The sequence below is a fragment of the Streptomyces mauvecolor genome (genome assembly GCF_039532965.1).
GTDB lineage: Bacteria > Actinomycetota > Actinomycetes > Streptomycetales > Streptomycetaceae > Streptomyces > Streptomyces violascens.
This window is the reverse complement of the sequence record NZ_BAAASQ010000015.1, coordinates 49091-67328: the sequence shown is the minus strand read 5'-3', so window position 1 is coordinate 67328 and position 18238 is coordinate 49091. Positions and strand designations below refer to the sequence as shown.

Annotated in this window: 15 protein-coding genes; 6 read left to right on the top strand and 9 right to left on the bottom strand. The window is 70.7% G+C overall.

Annotation, left to right across the window (positions count from 1 at the left end; genetic code table 11):
* Positions 1–22: 22 nt before the first annotated feature.
* A complete protein-coding gene (locus ABD346_RS21150) occupies positions 23–1747 on the top strand; it encodes an LCP family protein (protein ID WP_344376810.1) in 1725 nt (574 codons plus the stop codon).
* Between the two features lie 95 nt (positions 1748–1842).
* Here ABD346_RS21150 and ABD346_RS21145 read toward each other — a convergent pair whose 3' ends face one another.
* Positions 1843–2874: a glycosyltransferase family 2 protein gene (locus tag ABD346_RS21145; protein WP_344376808.1), complete on the bottom strand. Its 1032-nt coding sequence runs from the start codon at positions 2872–2874 to the stop codon at positions 1843–1845.
* A gap of 120 nt (positions 2875–2994) precedes the next feature.
* Between ABD346_RS21145 and ABD346_RS21140 the strand changes: the two genes are divergently transcribed.
* A complete protein-coding gene (locus ABD346_RS21140) occupies positions 2995–4470 on the top strand; it encodes an LCP family protein (protein ID WP_465270249.1) in 1476 nt (491 codons plus the stop codon).
* Between the two features lie 91 nt (positions 4471–4561).
* On the opposite strand, the gene ABD346_RS21135 is transcribed toward ABD346_RS21140, so the two are convergent.
* On the bottom strand, positions 4562–5086 hold the full coding sequence (locus ABD346_RS21135; RefSeq protein WP_189961459.1) for an acyl-CoA thioesterase: 525 nt from the start codon (positions 5084–5086) through the stop codon (positions 4562–4564).
* A 116-nt stretch (positions 5087–5202) separates the two neighbouring features.
* On the opposite strand from ABD346_RS21135, the gene ABD346_RS21130 reads away from it, so the two are divergent.
* Together ABD346_RS21130 and ABD346_RS21125 are read left to right on the top strand one after the other, a co-directional pair.
* Complete coding sequence (locus ABD346_RS21130) at positions 5203–6525, top strand: LCP family protein (RefSeq protein WP_344376807.1); 1323 nt, start codon at positions 5203–5205, stop codon at positions 6523–6525.
* A gap of 231 nt (positions 6526–6756) precedes the next feature.
* Complete coding sequence (locus tag ABD346_RS21125; RefSeq protein WP_344376805.1) at positions 6757–8031, top strand: peptidase; 1275 nt, start codon at positions 6757–6759, stop codon at positions 8029–8031.
* A gap of 73 nt (positions 8032–8104) precedes the next feature.
* On the opposite strand, the gene ABD346_RS21120 is transcribed toward ABD346_RS21125, so the two are convergent.
* Complete coding sequence (locus ABD346_RS21120) at positions 8105–9271, bottom strand: acyl-CoA dehydrogenase family protein (protein ID WP_267886987.1); 1167 nt, start codon at positions 9269–9271, stop codon at positions 8105–8107.
* Positions 9272–9461: 190 nt separating this feature from the next.
* Between ABD346_RS21120 and ABD346_RS21115 the strand changes: the two genes are divergently transcribed.
* The gene (locus ABD346_RS21115) at positions 9462–10787 is read left to right on the top strand and encodes a UDP-glucose dehydrogenase family protein (RefSeq protein ID WP_344376803.1); all 1326 of its coding nucleotides are present in this window, start codon (positions 9462–9464) and stop codon (positions 10785–10787) included.
* Between the two features lie 24 nt (positions 10788–10811).
* Here the strand turns inward: ABD346_RS21115 and ABD346_RS21110 are convergent, their stop codons facing one another.
* From ABD346_RS21110 to ABD346_RS21095, 4 genes are all read right to left on the bottom strand, one after another.
* Positions 10812–11936 carry a dipeptidase gene (locus ABD346_RS21110; protein ID WP_344376801.1) on the bottom strand — a complete coding sequence of 375 codons (1125 nt, stop codon included), beginning with the start codon at positions 11934–11936 and terminating at the stop codon, positions 10812–10814.
* A 487-nt stretch (positions 11937–12423) separates the two neighbouring features.
* A complete protein-coding gene (locus tag ABD346_RS21105; RefSeq protein WP_344376799.1) occupies positions 12424–13608 on the bottom strand; it encodes a dipeptidase in 1185 nt (394 codons plus the stop codon).
* A 5-nt stretch (positions 13609–13613) separates the two neighbouring features.
* On the bottom strand, positions 13614–14153 hold the full coding sequence (gene purE / locus ABD346_RS21100) for a 5-(carboxyamino)imidazole ribonucleotide mutase (protein ID WP_344376797.1): 540 nt from the start codon (positions 14151–14153) through the stop codon (positions 13614–13616).
* On the bottom strand, positions 14150–15289 hold the full coding sequence (locus ABD346_RS21095) for a 5-(carboxyamino)imidazole ribonucleotide synthase (RefSeq protein WP_381225568.1): 1140 nt from the start codon (positions 15287–15289) through the stop codon (positions 14150–14152). Before ABD346_RS21095 ends, purE begins: the two co-directional genes overlap by 4 nt.
* A gap of 157 nt (positions 15290–15446) precedes the next feature.
* Between ABD346_RS21095 and ABD346_RS21090 the strand changes: the two genes are divergently transcribed.
* Complete coding sequence (locus ABD346_RS21090) at positions 15447–15950, top strand: GtrA family protein (RefSeq protein WP_344376796.1); 504 nt, start codon at positions 15447–15449, stop codon at positions 15948–15950.
* Positions 15951–15975: 25 nt separating this feature from the next.
* Here ABD346_RS21090 and ABD346_RS21085 read toward each other — a convergent pair whose 3' ends face one another.
* Both ABD346_RS21085 and ABD346_RS21080 read right to left on the bottom strand, forming a co-directional pair.
* Positions 15976–17247: an ATP-binding protein gene (locus tag ABD346_RS21085; RefSeq protein ID WP_344376794.1), complete on the bottom strand. Its 1272-nt coding sequence runs from the start codon at positions 17245–17247 to the stop codon at positions 15976–15978.
* A gap of 13 nt (positions 17248–17260) precedes the next feature.
* Positions 17261–17938 carry a response regulator transcription factor gene (locus tag ABD346_RS21080; RefSeq protein ID WP_053725082.1) on the bottom strand — a complete coding sequence of 226 codons (678 nt, stop codon included), beginning with the start codon at positions 17936–17938 and terminating at the stop codon, positions 17261–17263.
* Between the last annotated feature and the right edge of the window lie 300 nt (positions 17939–18238).

Genomic DNA, 18238 nt, shown 5'->3' with positions numbered 1-18238 from the left:
CTGAAGGACAGGGGGTATTGGGGTGGGCAGGAACAGTGTGCGCGGGGAGGGGACGGACGGACGTGTGGGGCACGCCGACGAACTCGGCTGGGACGAGAGCCTGTACGAGGACGACGCGCCCGGCGGGTCCAACTCGCCGGAGAAGTCCGGCAGTTCGGAGCCGGAGGGCGGCTCCGGCGCGTCCGGTGGCAGCGGCACGCCCGGGGATGTGGGGGCGTCCGGCAGCGGCCACCGCAGGGGCGGCCGCCGCAAACGCGGCAAACGCAAGCACCGGATACTGAGATGGACCGCGATCACGCTCGCGGTCCTCATACTCGGGACGGCCACCGCCGGTTACCTGTACTACCAGCACCTGAACAACAGCATCCGCAAGGGCGACCGCAGCGCGGGCGGCAGCGACGCCAAGAAGACCGCGCCGAACGCCGACGGCCAGACGCCGCTGAACATCCTGCTCATCGGCTCCGACAGCCGTAACTCGGACGAGAACGTCAAGCTCGGCGGCGCGAAGCAGGACCGGGGCGGCGATCCGCACGCGGACGTGCAGATGCTGCTCCACGTCTCCGCCGACCGCAAGAACGCCTCGGTCGTGAGCATCCCGCGCGACACCCGGGTGGACGTGCCCGAGTGCAAGGACAGCGTGAAGAACAAGGTCAACCCGGCCACCAACACCATCATCAACGAGGCACTCGGGCGGGGCGGGGCCGGCTGTGTCCTGGACACCTGGGAGAAGCTGACCGGCATCTACATCGACCACTGGATGATGGTCGACTTCGCCGGTGTCGTGGCCATCTCCGACGCGGTGGGCGGCGCCGACGTCTGCGTGAAGCAGAACATCGACGACCACCCCACCAAGGCCCAGCCCGGCGGCTCGCACCTGCACCTGACCGCGGGCAACCACACAGTGAAGGGCGAGCAGGCCCTGCAGTGGCTGCGCACCCGGCACGCGTTCGGCAGCGACATCGGCCGCTCCCAGGCTCAGCACATGTACATGAACTCGGTGATCCGCAACCTCAAGGACCAGAACGCGTTCACCGACACGGGCCGCCTGCTGGACATCGCCGACACGGCGGTCAAGGTGCTCCAGGTCTCCTCCGAGATCGGCACCGTCCCGAAGCTGCTCGGCCTCGGGATGGAGCTCAAGAACATCCCCATGGACCGCATCAACATGCTGACCATGCCGCGCCTGCCCGACCCCAAGGACCCGGAGGCCCACGTGGTGCCGGACAAGGCGAAGGCCGACGCACTGTGGGCGCTGCTGCGCGACGACAAACCGCTGGACGGCAAGGACGACGGCAAGCCCGCCCCCGTGCCCTCCAAGGGCCCGGCCGCCGCGGCCCCGGACTCGCTCGCGGTGACCGTGGTCAACGGCACCGGCACCGGCGGCCGCGTCGCCGCCAAGGGCCGGGCCACCGAAGTGGTCACCGCCCTCAAGGCCAAGGGCTTCAAGAAGGCCGACACGGGTTCCGGCAGCCCCGCCTCCACCAGTGAGGTCGACTACCCCAAGGCCGCGGGCGCACAGGGCAAGGCGGACGCGGAGTCGGTCGCCACGGCGCTCGGCCTGCCCGCCTCCGCGGTCAAGGCCTCCGACGTCAAGGGCCTGACCCTGGTGGTCGGCGGCGACTGGCGCACCGGCGACAGCTACCCGAAGCAGGACCCCAGGGCGAGCGACCCGCTCAAGGACACCGAGTCGGTCAACGGAGCCGACAAGGGCGCCTGCATGGAGGTGTACGCGCCCTACCGCTTCTAGCCCGCGCACGGATGCGAAAGGGGGCGCCCGGTGCTGTGCGGCACCGGGCGCCCCCTGTTTCGTACGCGCTGTTTCGTCGGCTCTGTGTCGTCCGCTCAGACGGACGTGGTCCGCACGCTCGGGCGGCGGCTCGCGATGACCTTCTTGGCCAGCGCCTTCGGGCTGGTCAGGAAGCCGTAGCCCCACGACATGTGCATCGTGGCGAGCGCCACCGGGATCTGGGCGCGGGCCTTGAGCGAGAGGCCCTTGCCGGCCGGCAGCGAGCCCGCGGCGATCGCGGCGAGATAGCCGGCCGGGACCACGAACGCCCACGGCGTGATCAGCGCACCCACCACCACGCCCGCGGCGATCGCGCAGACGGCGGTCGGCGGCGCGAGGTAGCGCAGGTTGATGGAGCCCTCGTGGTAGCGGGCCACCACATGGCGCCAACGTCCGTAGTCCTTGTACTGCTTGGCCAGCGCCTTCACCGAGGGCCGGGGCCGGTACTGGACCTTCAGCTCGGGCGAGAACCAGATGAGGCCGCCGGCCTCCCTGATCCGGAAGTTCAGCTCCCAGTCCTGGGCACGGATGAACTCCTCGTTGTAGCCGCCCTGTTGTTCAAGGGCCTCGCGGCGGAAGACACCCAGATACACGGTTTCGGCGGGCCCGGCCGCGCCTCCGGTGTGGAAGGCCGCGTTGCCCACGCCGATCTTCGAGGTCATCGCGGCGGCGACCGCGTCCTCCCAGGCGTTCTCGCCCTCGGCGTGCATGATGCCGCCGACGTTCTGCGCGCCGGTCTCCTCCAGGAGCCGTACGGCGGTGGCGATGTAGTTCGGCGACAGCATGCCGTGGCCGTCGACGCGCACCACGATCGGGTGGCGGGAGGCCTTGATGGCGGCGTTCAGGGCCGCGGGCGTGCGCCCGGTGGGGTTGGGGACCGTGTGGACCCGGGCCCGTTCATGGGACGCGGTCTCGGCCACCAGCTCGGCGGCGATCTCGTCGGTGCGGTCCGTGGACGGGCCGAGCGCGATCACCACCTCCATCTCGCCCGCGTACTCCTGCTCCAGGATGTGACGGACCGAGTTGCGCAGGTGCCGCTCCTCATTGAGGACCGGCATGATCACGGAAACAGCAGGCGTGGCGTTCATCGGTGGTCACGTTACCGCGAATGGGGGACACGGTCGCGCGGCGGCCGGGGCGGTGCCCGGGGTAGCTGATCGTATGGGCCTACGGTGCTCAAGATCCCCCTGTCACCCGCGGAGGTCCCCGTGCCCACGCCGCCCCGTCCGCGCTCCCTACGACCCGGTCAGCCCAGCAGCAGACAGCACGACGAGCGCCCCCGCTGGGGCCTGCGGCTCGCCACCACGCTGTCCGTCCTGGTGCTCGGCGCGGGCGGGGTCGGGCATGCGGTGGTGACCAGCCTGAACAACGGGATCGGCCGGGTCGACCCGTTCCGGGACATGAAGAACCGGCCGCAGGGCAGCCGGGGCACGAACATCCTGCTGGTCGGCACCGACGGGCGGGAGAAGATCACGGCGGAGGAGAAGCAGAAGTACCGGCTCGGCGGGGCGCCCTGCCACTGCACGGACACGATCATGATGGTGCACGTGTCGGCGGAGCGGGACCGGGTCAGCGTGGTGAGCCTGCCGCGCGACTCCTACGCCGAGGTCCCCGAGCACACCGACGAGGCCGGCAAGCACCACGACAAGCACCCCGTGAAGCTGAACGCGGCCTACGCCGAGGGCGGGCCCCCGCTCACCGTGCGCACCGTCGAGCACGCGACGGGGCTGAAGATCGACCACTACCTGGAGCTCGACTTCACCAGCTTCATGAGGACGGTCGACGTGGTCGGCGGGGTGCAGATCTGCACGGCCCGCCCCATGAAGGACGCCTACACCGGCCTCGACCTCGCCGCGGGCACCCACCAGCTGAACGGCGGCGAAGCCCTCCAGTACGTGCGCTCCCGGCACACCGACGGCTCCTCCGACCTCGGCCGGATGCAGCGCCAGCAGCGGTTCCTGGCCGCGCTCGTCGCGAAGGCCACGAGCAACGGGGTGCTCCTGAACCCGGTGAAGTTCCGCGAGTTCGCCTCGTCCATGCTCTCCTCGGTACGCGCCGACGAGGGCTTCGGGGTGGAGGAGATGCTGAACTTCACCTCCGCGATGAAGGGGTTCTCGCCCTCCTCCTCGGACTTCACCACCGTGCCGCTCGCGCAGCTCGGCATCCAGATCAAGGGCGTCGGCTCGACCGTGAAGTGGGACGAGGCCAAGGCGAAGAAGCTGTTCCAGCTGCTCCGCGACGACAAGCCGCTGACCCCGCACGCAGCCCCGTCGAAGCCGGCCTCCAAGGACGCGAAGCCGCCCCGGAACCCCGGCGCGATCGTCGAGGTCGACCCCGCGCGGATCAAGGTGCAGGTCTACAACGGGACCCACAACGACGGGCTCGGCCAGCGCGTCGACGACGCGCTGCAGGCCGCCGGCTTCAAGACCACCGGCTTCCCCCGGCCGAGCACCAACCCGGCCGTGCACCGCACCCTGATCGAGTACGACCCGCGCTGGGACCGCTCCGCCGGCTCCCTGGCGATCGCCCTCCCGGGCAGCGAGCTGCGCCCGGTCAAGGGCCTGGGCGCCACGCTGAGGGTGACGGCGGGCGCGGACTTCAAGGACGTGGTCCCGGTGCGCGCGGAGGAACAGCCCCAGGGCGTCTTCGGAACGGTGACGGGGGACAAGGTGATCTGTCCCTGACACCGGGGGGGTGCTGAGCCCTGAAGGGGCGCGGGGAACTGCGCGACCGGCCCATGACGGCCCGCAGCCGAACAGCCGTCCCACGGAGTGCTCAGTCGTCCAAGCCCTCGGCGGATCGCTTCTCCCGGAGCTCCATGATCGCGCGGCGTCGTGCGAGGCGGTGGGTGCGGCGGATCTGGGCCTCCTGGTAGCGCCGCTCGTCGCGCTCGGTCTCGGGGACCACCGGCGGCACCGGGCGGGGCTTGCCGTCGGCGTCGACCGCCGCGAAGACGAGGTAGGCGGAGCCCACCTGCTGGGCCGGGGTCGACTCGTTCCAGCGCTCGGCGAGCACCCGCACGCCGACCTCCATCGAGGACCGGCCCGTCCAGTTGACCTGCGCCTTCACATGCACCAGGTCGCCGACCCTGACCGGCATCAAAAACACCATCTCGTCCATGGAGGCGGTGACGGCCGGGCCGCCCGAGTGGCGTCCGGCCACCGCGCCCGCGGCGTCGTCCACCAGCTTCATGATCACGCCGCCGTGCACCGTGCCGAGGAGGTTGGTGTCATGGGTGGTCATGATGTGGCTCAGGGTGGTTCGGGAGGCCGAGGTCGGCTTGCCCGGAAGATCAGTCATGTCTTCACTTTAGGCGGCGACGCGCCGAACCTCTTTGCATCAGCCTTGCAACAGCCCTGCCCCGAATCCCAACCTGCCCTGTCAGCGGCCCGGGGCCGCCGTGCATGCTGGACCGCATGAACGAATGGCCCGACGCCCGCAGTGGCAACGCCCGCGGAAACGGCGACGACGCCTACGGCCGCGGCAGCTCCGCCGCGCAGCCCGAGGGCGCGCGCCGGATGCAGCACGTCCAGCGGCCCGTCCCTCCCCAGCAGCGCTCCGTCCCGCAGCAGCAGCCCGGGTACGACGACGGCTACGGACAGCCGCAGCAGTACGGCCGCGGCGTGCCCGCACAGAGCTCGTACGACAGCGGATACAGCGAGGGCCAGGTGTACGGCAGCCCGGCGGGCCGGGGTCCGGCGGGTCCGGGCGGCCCCGGTGGCCCCGAGGGGCCGCGGCGCGGCGGCGGGCGCAGGCCGGGAGCGGCGCCGAACTGGCGCAAGCGGATCACGATCGGGGTGCTGTCCCTGGTCGTCGTACTCCTGGTCACCTCGGTCGCCACGTACTTCTGGGCGGACGGCAAGGTGCGCCGCGAGGTCGACCTGTCCAAGGTCATCGACCGGCCCGCCGAGGGCAAGGGCACCAACTACCTGATCGTCGGCTCCGACTCCCGCGACGGCATGTCCGCGGACGAGAAGAAGAAGCTGCACACCGGTTCGGCCGAGGGCAAGCGGACCGACTCGATGATCCTGCTGCACGTCGGCGACAACGGGAACACCATGGTCTCGCTGCCTCGCGACTCCTGGGTCACGATCCCCAGCTTCAAGGGCTCCGACTCCGGAAAGTCGTTCCCGTCCAAGGGCAAGGACAAGCTGAACGCGGCGTTCTCCATAGACGGTCCCGAACTGCTCGTCCGCACCATTGAGGCGAACACCGGACTGCACATCGACCATTACGCGGAGATCGGCTTCGCGGGATTCGCTAACATCGTGGACGCGGTCGGCGGCGTGGAACTCGATATTCCGCAGGACATCAAGGACAAGGACTCCGGCGCGGACTTCAAGAAGGGCAAGCAGACCCTGGACGGGCAGCAGGCCCTGGCGTTCGTCCGCAACCGGCACGGCTATGCCGCCGGTGACCTGGAGCGCACGAAGAACCAGCAGAAGTTCCTGTCCGCGCTCGCCAGCCAGACGGCGACGCCGACGACGATCCTCAACCCGTTCAAGCTGTACCCCGTGATGGGCGCGGGCCTGGACACCCTCATCGTCGACAAGGACATGAGCCTGTTCGACCTGGGGTCCATGTTCTGGGCGATGAAGGGCATCACCGGCGGCGACGGCATCTCGATGAACATGCCGGTCGCGGGCGACGGCCCGCAGACCTCGCTCCTGTGGGACAAGCCGAAGGTCACCCAGCTCGTGAACGAGCTGAAGAACGACGAGACGGTCACGGTCAAGTAGCCGCCGGGGCACGGGCGTTGGCCGGTGCCGCATGACATGAGTCACAGAGAAACCATAGGAACCGTGGGCAACTGCCCCCAGTTGCTGTGATTTGCCCGCCGCCGGGCACCCACCGGGTGCCCGGCGGCGGGCGTTTTTCCGCTTCCCCCGCACCACGTCGCGGCCCTACGATCACGGCCTATTTCTTTTGCGTTCTTTTGGACCGTTCTTTTGGACTCACAAAGGGCTCCAGTGAAGATAAGCCGTACTCTCGCGACGGCCGTCGCCGCCGCCGTCACCACACCCGCTCTGCTGCTTTCCGTAACCCCGGCATTCGCCGACGGAAAACCGGCGGCACAGACCGCGAAGCAGCCCACGATCGCCGAGCTCGAAAAGGCGGCGGCCGAGGCGCAGAAGGCGTACGACAAGGCCGCCGCCGACGAGAGCGCGGCCCGCAAGGCGCTCGCCGACCTCGACTCGGCGCCGGCCATCGTCGCGCTGAAGGCCGCCCAGAAGGACGCGGACGAGGCCGCCCGTGTGAAGGCCGCCGCCGACCAGGAGCTCACCGACGCGAAGGCATGGCAGAACGCGCTGCCCGCCACCGCGAGCCCGGTCGACAAGGACCTCGCGGCCCAGCGCGTCGCCAAGGCGGAGGCGGCGGTGACCGCCGCCGACACGGCGAACAGCGCCGCGGCCGGCAGGCTCGCCACCGCCAAGAAGGCGGCCGACCAGGCCCAGAGCGCGGCGAAGGCCGAGCTCGACCGCGCCAAGGGCGCCACCGCCAAGGCGCTCGCCGACAAGCAGGCCGCCGACAAGGCGCTCGCCGACGCCAAGGCGGCCGGCGGCGAGGGCGGCACCGGCGGCCAGGGCGGCAAGTGCGCGCAGGACATGGGTCTCACGGCCGTCCTGAACGGCTTCCCGTCCCAGATCGCGGCCGGTTCCAGCGCCGACTTCTCGGTACGCGTGACGAACGGGACCGGCAAGCAGCTGGACCGCCTGTGGCCGTTCGTCTACGCGTACGTCAACGGCAAGGGCGGCGGCAAGGACATCGACAAGCTGGTGCACCTCCAGTGGTCCGACGCCGGCTCGAACGGCTGGAAGGACCTGCCGCTCAACCAGGCGGGCCCGGTCACCAACCTCGCGGCCGGCAAGAGCGCCGATGTGAAGCTGCGTCTGAAGGTCGACGGCTCGACGCCGCTCGGCAGGACCGACCTGTTCGTGGCCGCCGACTACCGCAACGCGGACGGCACATGCGGCGGGACGCCGAGCCAGGCCAGGTACGAGTTCGACGTCCTGGCCGCCGGCGCCAAGCCCACCAAGACCGGCGAGTCGAAGCCGAGCACGGCCCCTCGGCCCCAGGGCGGCGCCGCGGCGACCCCGCTGTCCGCCACCGCTCCCCAGAGCGGCGCCCTGGCGGAGACGGGCTCTTCCTCGGCACTCCCCCAGCTCGCCCTGTCGGGCGGCGCGGTGGTCCTCGGCGCCTCAGCGATCGCCCTCGTACGCCGCCGCAAGGCCGCCCAGCACTGACACACAGCACAGCACGACGAAGGGCCCGCATCCATACGCGACGGATGCGGGCCCTTCGTCAACTCCCTTGCCGCTACGGCAGGTTGCGGGACATCACAATGCGCTGGACCTGGTTCGTACCCTCGTAGATCTGGGTGATCTTGGCGTCGCGCATCATGCGCTCGACCGGGTAGTCGCGGGTGTAGCCGTAGCCGCCGAGGAGCTGGACGGCGTCGGTGGTGATCTCCATGGCGACGTCGGAGGCGAAGCACTTGGCGGCGGCGCCGAAGAACGTCAGGTCGCTGTCGAGGCGCTCGGACTTGGCGGCGGCCGCGTAGGTGAGCTGGCGGGCGGCCTCCAGCTTCATGGCCATGTCGGCCAGCATGAACTGGATGCCCTGGAAGTCGGCGATCGCCTTGCCGAACTGCTTGCGCTCCTGGACGTAGCCCTTGGCGTAGTCGAGGGCGCCCTGCGCGATGCCGAGGGCCTGGGCCGCGATGGTGATGCGGGTGTGGTCCAGGGTCTTCATGGCGGTCGCGAAGCCCGTGCCCTCCTCGCCGATCATGCGGTCGGCGGGGATGCGGACGTTGTCGAGGTAGACCTCGCGGGTCGGCGAGCCCTTGATGCCGAGCTTCTTCTCGGGGGCGCCGAAGGAGACGCCCTCGTCCGACTTCTCGACGACGAAGGCGCTGATGCCCTTCGAGCGCTTCTCGGGGTCGGTCACGGCCATGACCGTGTAGTACTCGCTCTCACCGGCGTTGGTGATCCAGCGCTTCACGCCGTTGAGGACCCAGAAGTCGCCGTCGCGGACGGCCTTGGTCTTCATCCCGGCCGCGTCCGAGCCGGCGTCCGGCTCGGAGAGGCAGTACGAGAACATGCCCTCGCCCTTGGCCAGCGGGCCCAGGTACTTCTTCTTCAGCTCCTCGGAGCCGGAGAGGATCACCGGGAGCGAGCCGAGCTTGTTCACGGCGGGGATGAGGGAGGAGGAGGCGCAGACCCGCGCGACCTCTTCGATCACGATGACGGTCGCGAGCGCGTCGGCGCCGGCGCCGCCGTACTCCTCCGGCACGTGCACGGCGTGCAGGTCGTTGGCGACCAGCGCGTCGAGCGCCTCCCGGGGGAAGCGGGCCTGCTCGTCGACCTCGGCCGCGAACGGGCCGATCTTGGCCTCGGAGAGCGAGCGGATGGCGTCGCGGAGCATGTCGTGCTCCTCGGACGGGCGGTACAGGTCGAACTCCGAGTTGCCAGCCGTTCCGGCCAAGGTCTCTCACTCCCCAAGACGCTAACTACCGTTAAGTAACCTAATTTTAGGGGGCCGGACCGCCGCAGGCATACGTGAGCTTGGCGACAGCCCGCAAAGGGGGCCTGTCCGGGGCCCGACTATGCTCGGGCAGCGCGTTTGTCGCCCGTACGCTGCCCGCCTCCCGAGCCCGCACTTCCAGGAGCACCGCATGGCCCTCAAGATCACCGTGATCGGCACCGGATACCTCGGAGCCACTCATGCCGCGGCCATGGCGGAGCTGGGGTTCGAGGTGCTCGGCCTCGACGTGGTTCCCGAGAAGATCGAGATGCTCGGCCAGGGGCGCGTCCCCATGTACGAGCCGGGGCTCGAAGAGCTGCTCCGCAAGCACGTCGCGGGCATCGAGGGCGCGACCGGGCGGCTGCGCTTCACCACCTCCTGGGAGGAGGTCGGGGCGTTCGGCGATGTGCACTTCGTCTGCGTGAACACCCCGCAGAAGCACGGCGAGTACGCCTGTGACATGAGCTTCGTGGACGCCGCCTTCGGCTCGCTCGCCCCGCATCTGCGGGACGGCGCCCTGGTCGTGGGCAAGTCGACGGTGCCGGTCGGCTCGGCGGCCCGGCTTGCGGCGGCGCTGCCCGAGGGCGTGGAGCTGGCGTGGAACCCGGAGTTCCTGCGCGAGGGCTTCGCCGTCGACGACACCCTGCACCCGGACCGGATCGTGGTCGGCGTGGAGAGCGAGCGCGCCGAGAAGCTGCTCCGCGAGGTCTACGCGACTCCGGTCGGCGAGGGCTCGCCGTTCGTGGTGACCGACTTCCCGACCGCCGAGCTGGTCAAGACCGCGGCGAACTCCTTCCTCGCCACCAAGATCTCGTTCATCAACGCCATGGCCGAGGTGTGCGAGGCCGCCGACGGCGACGTGGTGAAGCTGGCCGAGGCCATCGGCCACGACGAACGGATCGGAAAGAAGTTCCTGCGGGCCGGCATCGGCTTCGGCGGCGGCTGCCTGCCCAAGGACATCCGGGCGTTCATGGCGCGGGCCGGCGAGCTCGGCGCCGACCAGGCGCTGACCTTCCTGCGCGAGGTCGACTCGGTCAACATGCGCCGCCGCGGCCACATGGTGGAGCTGGCCCGCGAGGCGGTGGGCGGCGAGACCTTCCTCGGCAAGCGGGTGGCGGTCCTCGGCGCCACCTTCAAGCCCGACTCCGACGACGTACGGGACTCCCCCGCGCTGAACGTCGCCGGGCAGATCCATCTCCAGGGCGGCCAGGTCACGGTGTACGACCCGAAGGGCATGGCCAACGCCCGCCGCCTCTTCCCGACGCTCGGCTACGCCGACTCCGCCTACGACGCGGTGCGCGGGGCCGATGTCGTGCTGCATCTGACCGAGTGGCGCGAGTTCCGCGACCTCGACCCGGCCGAGCTCGCGAAGGCGACCCCCAGCCGGATCATCCTGGACGGGCGCAACGCCCTTGACCCGGCGAAGTGGCGCGAGGCGGGCTGGACGTACCGCGCGATGGGACGTCCGCGCGCCTGACGGCCCCTGCGGCCGGGGCCTCGCTCAGGGCCCGTCCAGGTCCTCGATGGTGGCCTTCGACGGGGTTCGGCGCGGCGCCGTGGCGCGGGCGGTGAACTCCACATCGCGGACGACCCGGGCGAAGTTCTCCCAGGTCAGCGCCCCGATTTCGGGTTCGGTCCAGCCCCGGCCGAGAAGCTCGGCGATCAGCGTCGGATAGCAGGAGGCATCTTCGAGGCCGGGGATCCGCGGGGCGCCCCTGACCAGCCCGAACGTTCCCGCAAGCCCCACGTGGGAGGGCCCGGCCACATCCCGCACCCGCTCGATGTGATCGGCCACATCGCATACGGTGACGGCCCGGCCACCCTGCTCGATCTGCTCGGGGTCGAAGCTCACCAGACAGACCCCGCCGCTCCTGCCGAGCTCGGCGAGCAGCTCGTCGGAGGCGTTCAGCGGGTGCTTGGTGAGGGAGGCCGCCGCCGAGCGCGAGAGCAGCACCGGGGCCTTGGAATTGTCGATGGTGCGGCGCCAGGTGCCCGGTTCGGCGCCCGAGAGGTCGAGCAGCATCCCGAGCCGGTTCGCCTCGCGCACCACTTCCAGGCCGAAGCGGGTGAGCCCCGGCTCGGTCCAGCGGGTGCCCGGGCCCAGCGCGAGGACCCGCACGCCGAGGAGGTGGTACGCCCGCAGGGTGCCCAGCGAGTCGCCGAGCGCGTGCGCGGTCACCGGGCCGAGGAACGAGGCGATGCGGCCGCAGTTGCGGGCGTCCGCGAGGTCCCCGCCGGTCAGGGCGAGCCGCAGCCACTCCGGGTACGAGGCGATCAGGGAGCGGATCCGGTCGAGCCGGTCCAGGGTGACCCCGGCCGGGTCCGGGCAGTCGGCTTCCGCGGTCAGCGCCCAGAACTGCGCGCCCACCCGGCCGGCCCGCAGCCGCGGGATGTCCGTGTCGAGCCCGCTCTCGCCGACCTCCAGGTCGTGCCAGGGGATCTGCCCGAGAGCCTTGGCCAGGGTGTTGTGCCCGTCCGCCACGGGGTATGTGGCGAGCAGGTTCCGGGCCCGGTCGAGGCAGTCCTCGCCGTATTCCGGTACGTGTACCGGGTCGGGGGGTCCGGGATTCGGCTTGAGCTCGCCGACGGCCGAGGTGTCCTCGGGGGCGTCCTGCAGATCTGCCATGGCGGGGCTCCCGGCGGGTCGGCGGTGGCGGCAGTAGGGCCACGGTGCCATGCGGGGGCGGCGGGGTCACGACGGGTGGGCTGTCCGGGGGATCCTCCCCCACTCCGGCCAGCCCCGGGCAGCCCGGACAAGCACGGGGGCTCCGCCCCAGACCCCGTCTCGGCCCCACCCCGCCCCTTCCCTAAACCCGCCGGGGGTTGGAGTAAGAGGGAGGCCGGTTTCCGGGGGCTCCGCCCCAGACCCCGTATCGCGCCTGAACGGCGCTCGTCCTCAAACTCCCCCAAGGCCTTAAGGGCCAGGGGGGACCCCCATGACAGGCTGAAGATGTCGGAACCGGCGAGGATCAACCCTGCTAGGGGCGCGGGGAACTGCGCGACCAGCCGCCCACGGCCCGCGGCCGAGCGACCACCCACTCAGCCCCTCCGGCGATTGAGGAGCGGGGTCCGGGGCGGAGCCCCGGCGGAGCCCGCCCCACAAGTGCCCCGGGTTACGCGTCCAGGTCCGCCAGCACCGCGTTCGACGGACCCCGCTGAGCGCGCAGCTCCCTGGAAACGGACTCCGCGTCGCGCAGCACCCGCACCGCGTTCGACCACGTCAGCTTCGCCAGGTCCGCCGAGGACCAGCCCCGGGACAGCAGCTCGGCCACCAGGTTCGGGTAGCCCGAGACGTCGTCCAGGCCGGACGGGGTGAACGCCGTGCCGTCGAAGTCGCCGCCGATCCCGATGTGGTCCACGCCCGCGACCTCCCGCATGTGGTCCAGGTGGTCCGCCACCGTCGCGGCCGTCGCGACGGGCCGCGGATGTGCCGCCTCGAACGCCTCGTGGAGCTTCATCGCCTCCGGCGACGTGTCGAGGTGGTGGTGCCCGTGCGCCCGCAGGTTCTCGTCGGCCGCCTGGGTCCACGCCACCGCCGCCGGCAGGATGAACTTCGGCACGAACGTCGCCATCGCCACCCCGCCGTTGCCCGGCAGCTGGGCCAGGACGTCGTCCGGGATGTTCCGCGGGTGGTCGCAGATCGCCCGCGAGGAGGAGTGGGAGAAGATCACGGGGGCCGCCGTCGTCGACAGCGCGTCCCGCATCGTCGTCGCCGCCACGTGCGACAGGTCCACCAGCATGCCCATGCGGTTCATCTCGCGTACGACCTCGTGGCCGAACGGCGAAAGGCCGCCCACCCCCGGCTCGTCCGTCGCCGAGTCCGCCCAGGGGAGGTTGTCGTTGTGGGTCAGGGTCATGTACCGGACGCCCAGCGCGTACAACGCCCGCAAGGTGGCGAGGGAGTTGTTGATCGAGTGGCCGCCCTCGGCGCCCTTCAGGGAGGCGATGCGGCCCTCGGCGCGGGCCGCCTCCATGTCGTCCGCGGTGAGCGCGGGCGCCAGGTCGCCGGGGTAGCGGGCCAGCATCTGGTCGACGCAGTCGATCTGCTCCAGGGTCGCGCTGACCGCCTCGTCGCCCGCCAGGTCGGTACGGACGTACACGGACCAGAACTGCGCGCCGACCCCGCCCGCCCGCAGCCGCTTGAGGTCGGTGTGGGTGCGGCCGGTCAGGTCGGTCGCGAGGTCGCAGCGGTCGAGGTCGTAACGGGCCTTGGCGCGCAGCGCCCAGGGCAGGTCGTTGTGGCCGTCGACGACGGGGTGGCGGGAGAGCAGGGCGCGGGCTTCGTCGAGATGCGTCATGGGACTCACTTTCCGAAACCGAAGGCGCCCGAACCCTCGACCTTCGCCCGCAGCCGCTTGCCCTTCTCGGTGGCCTGGTCGTTGAGCTCCTGCTGGAACTCCCGCATGCGGGCGAGGAGTTCGGCGTCCTGAGTCGCCAGGATGCGCGCCGCGAGCAGGCCCGCGTTGCGCGCGCCGCCGACCGAGACGGTGGCGACCGGCACCCCGGCCGGCATCTGCACGATGGACAGCAGCGAGTCCATGCCGTCCAGGTACTTGAGCGGCACCGGGACGCCGATGACCGGCAGCGGGGTGACCGAGGCCAGCATGCCCGGCAGGTGGGCGGCGCCGCCCGCGCCCGCGATGATCGCCTTCAGGCCGCGGTCCGCCGCGTGCTCGCCGTACGCGATCATCTCGTGCGGCATCCGGTGCGCGGAGACGACGTCGACCTCGTACCGGATCTCGAACTCGTCGAGGGCTTTGGCGGCGGCCTCCATGACGGGCCAGTCGGAGTCCGAGCCCATGACGATGCCGACGACGGGGCCGTTGACGGATGCGCTGCTCATTCGGTGATCGTTCCTCTGAGGTAGTCGGCTGCGTGGCGGGCCCGCTCGCGGACGTCCGCGAGGTCGTCGCCGTAGGTGTTGACGTGGCCCACCTTGCGGCCGGGCTTCACGTCCTTTCCGTACATGTGGATCTTGAGCTGCGGGTCCCGGGCCATGCAGTGCAGGTACGCGTAGTACATGTCCGGGTAGTCGCCGCCGAGCACGTTGCACATCACGGTCCACTTCGACCGCGGGCGCGGGTCGCCCAGGGGGAGGTCGAGGACGGCGCGGACGTGGTTGGCGAACTGCGAGGTGATCGCGCCGTCCTGGGTCCAGTGGCCGGAGTTGTGCGGGCGCATGGCGAGCTCGTTGACGAGGATGCGGCCGTCGCGGGTCTCGAAGAGCTCGACCGCGAGGTGGCCGACGACGCCCAGCTCGGAGGCGATGCGCAGGGCGAGCTGCTGGGCCTCGCCCGCCAGACCGTCGTCGAGGTCGGGCGCGGGGGCGATCACCGTGTCGCAGACCCCGTCGACCTGGATCGACTCGACGACCGGGTAGGCCACGGCCTGGTCGCTGGGGGAGCGTACGACGTTGGCCGCCAGCTCCCGTACGAAGTCCACCTTCTCCTCGGCGAGGACGTCGACGCCCGCCTTGAAGGCGTCGGCCGCGTCCGCCTCGGAGCGCACGAACCACACGCCCTTGCCGTCGTAGCCGCCGACGACGGTCTTGAGGATGACCGGGTAGCCCTCCCCTTCCGCCGCGAACGCCGAGACGTCCGCCGGGTCGGCCACGATGCGGTGGCGGGGGCAGGGCGCGCCGATTTCGCTGAGCCGGGCGCGCATCACCCCCTTGTCGTGGGCGTGCACCAACGCGTCGGGCCCCGGCCGGACGACGATGCCGTCCGCTTCCAGGGCCCGCAGGTGTTCGGTCGGAACGTGTTCGTGATCGAACGTGATCACGTCACAGCCGCGCGCGAAGTCACGCAGCGTGTCCAGGTCGCGATAGTCGCCGATGACGACGTCGCTCACCACCTGGGCCGCCGAGTCCTGCGGGGTGTCACTGAGGAGCTTGAATCTGATGCCGAGGGGGATGCCCGCCTCGTGGGTCATGCGGGCGAGCTGACCGCCGCCGACCATGCCGACTACCGGGAACGTCACACCTCCAGGGTATCCGCCGCCTCCGTGGGCCCTCCATGGCCGGGTTCCGCCCGGGGCAATACGGATGCCCGGGGGCGTCGTGCGGAGGGGGTGGTTAGCATGGGCGGGTTGACTGGCACGAAAAGCACACCTACTCGGACGGGGCTGGGCGATCACCATGAGTGCACAGGGCGCGTCGCCATCGCGACTGCGACTGCTCGTCCGGGAGGTCGCCAAGTTCGGCGCCGTCGGCGGGCTCGGGGTGCTCGTGAACATGGGCGCCTTCAACCTGCTGCGGCACACGACCGAGCTCCAGGTCGTGCGGGCGAGCCTGCTGGCCACCGCGATCGCGATCGCCTTCAACTACCTGGGCTTTCGCTACTTCACCTACCGGGACCGCGAGAAGAGCGGCCGGGCCCGTGAGCTCACCCTGTTCCTGCTGTTCAGCGTGGTCGGCGCGGTCATCGAGAACGGGATTCTGTACGCGGCGACGTACGGCTTCGGCTGGAACAGCCCGTGGCAGAACAACTTCTTCAAGTTCGCCGGCATCGGCCTCGGCACGCTGTTCCGGTTCTGGTCCTACCGCACCTGGGTCTTCCGCGCGCTGCCCGCCCGGGAGGCCGTGCAGACGGCGGAATCGTTTCTTGACGACCCCCGGCCCGCCGTCCCCGCCAAGCGCTGACCGCGTGCGCTGAACCGGGAGCGGTTCAGCGGATCGTCTCCGTGCGCTCCGGCTCCCGGCGCCCCCGCGCCTCCCTGCTGAGGAACAGCGCGAACACCGCGGGCTGCTGCTGGAGCATTTCGAGCCGCCCGCCGTCGGCCTCGGCGAGGTCGCGGGCGACGGCGAGGCCGATGCCCGTGGAGTTGCGGCCGCTGATGGTCCGCTCGAAGATCCGCGCGCCGAGGTCGGGACGCACACCCGGGCCCTCGTCGGTGACCTCCACCACGGCCTGGTTTCCCGTGACGCGGGTACGTACCGCGACCGTGCCGCCACCGTGCATCAGCGAGTTCTCGATCAGCGCGGCCAGCACCTGAGCGACCGCGCCCGGCGTCCCGACCGCCTTCAGGCCCGTCTTCCCGGAGCGCACGATCGCGCGGCCCGCGCTGCGGTAGGCCGGGCGCCACTCCTCCAGCTGCTGCTTGACGACCTCGTCCAGGGAGAAGACCACGGCCGAGCCGGTGCGCGGATCCCGGTTGTTGGTGAGGAGGCGCTCCACGACGTCGGTGAGCCGCTCGACCTGGGTGAGCGCGATCGTCGCCTCTTCCTTGACCGTGTCGAGGTCGTCGGTGAGGGCGATCTCCTCCAGGCGCATGGACAGCGCGGTGAGCGGCGTACGCAGCTGGTGCGAGGCGTCGGCCGCGAGGCGGCGCTCGGCGGTGAGCATCCGGCCGATCCGGTCGGCCGAGGAGTCGAGCACATCGGCGACCCGGTCGAGCTCGGGCACCCCGTACCGCTTGTGCCGCGGGCGCGGGTCGCCCGAGCCGAGCCGCTCGGCGGTCTCGGCGAGGTCGGTGAGCGGGGAGGCCAGCTTGTTGGCCTGGCGTACGGCCAGGAGCACCGCGGACACGATGGCGAGCAGGGCCACCGCGCCGATGATCAGCAGCGTGCGCCCGACCTCCTTGGTGACCGTGGAGCGGGACTCCTCGACCAGGACGGACTCACCGCGCTCGCCCACCGCGGTGCCCTTGATGACGGTGCCCTCGGGCTTCTGGCCGATCTCCATCACCGGGCGGCCCGGGATCGCGATGCGGGCGTAGCGCTTGGGGTCGATCTGTTCGTCCAGGACCTGCGCGTTGATCGTCTCGTTCGCCAGGGTGCGGCTGTCGACGACGGAGACCAGCCGCAGCGCTTCGGAGTCGACACTCTCCTGGGCGCTGCTGCTGATGGTCCGTGTCTCGACGATGACGAGGGAGACGCCGAAGACCGCGATCACCACGAGAACGACCGCGAGTGTGGAGTTGATCAGTCGACGGCGCATGTGCGGAGGTGCTCTAGCTCTTCTCGAAGCGGAAGCCGACTCCGCGGACGGTGGCGATGTAGCGCGGGTTGGCCGCGTCGTCGCCGAGCTTCTTGCGCAGCCACGAGATGTGCATGTCGAGCGTCTTGGTCGAGGACCACCATGTGGTGTCCCAGACCTCGCGCATCAGCTGGTCGCGGGTCACGACCCGGCCGGCGTCCCGCACCAGGACCCTGAGCAGGTCGAACTCCTTGGCGGTGAGCTGGAGCTCCTCGTCGCCCATCCAGGCGCGGTGCGACTCGACGTCGATCCGCACCCCGTGGGTGGCGGGCTGGGGCACCGGCTCGGTGGCGCCGCGGCGCAGCAGCGCCCGGACCCTCGCGAGCAGTTCGGCCAGGCGGAAGGGCTTGGTCACGTAGTCGTCGGCGCCGGCGTCGAGGCCGACCACGGTGTCCACCTCGTCGGCGCGGGCGGTGAGCACGAGGATGGGGACGGTGTGTCCCTCGGAGCGCAGCCTCCGGGCGACTTCGAGGCCGTCCATGCCGGGAAGCCCCAGGTCGAGCACGACCAGGTCGGCGCCCCCCTGCAGTCCGGCGTCGAGGGCGGTCGGGCCGTCCTCGCGCACCTCGACCTCGTAACCCTCCCTGCGCAGGGCGCGGGCCAGTGGCTCCGAGATGGACGCGTCGTCCTCGGCGAGCAGTACACGGGTCATGGGGGTGATGGTAGTCCGCGGCGGCGACAATGCGTCAGGTGATCCACCCACCCTGCGGGTGTACGAAGCGATCTTGTTTAACACCTTCGAATTACGGTCAGCGGTTCCAGGGATGCCTGTGATCCATCTCTCAAGTCCTTCCATATGCCGCAGTTGGGTGACGTATGGTGTGCCAACGCCTATAGCACTACACGGGGACCTTTGGCTTGCTCGGCGCGCCAAGGGTCTCTTTTCTGCACAAGACGGGCTTTGCCAGTCTTGAGACCAGTGAATGACCTACGGGCCGGGCCCCAGCGCGAA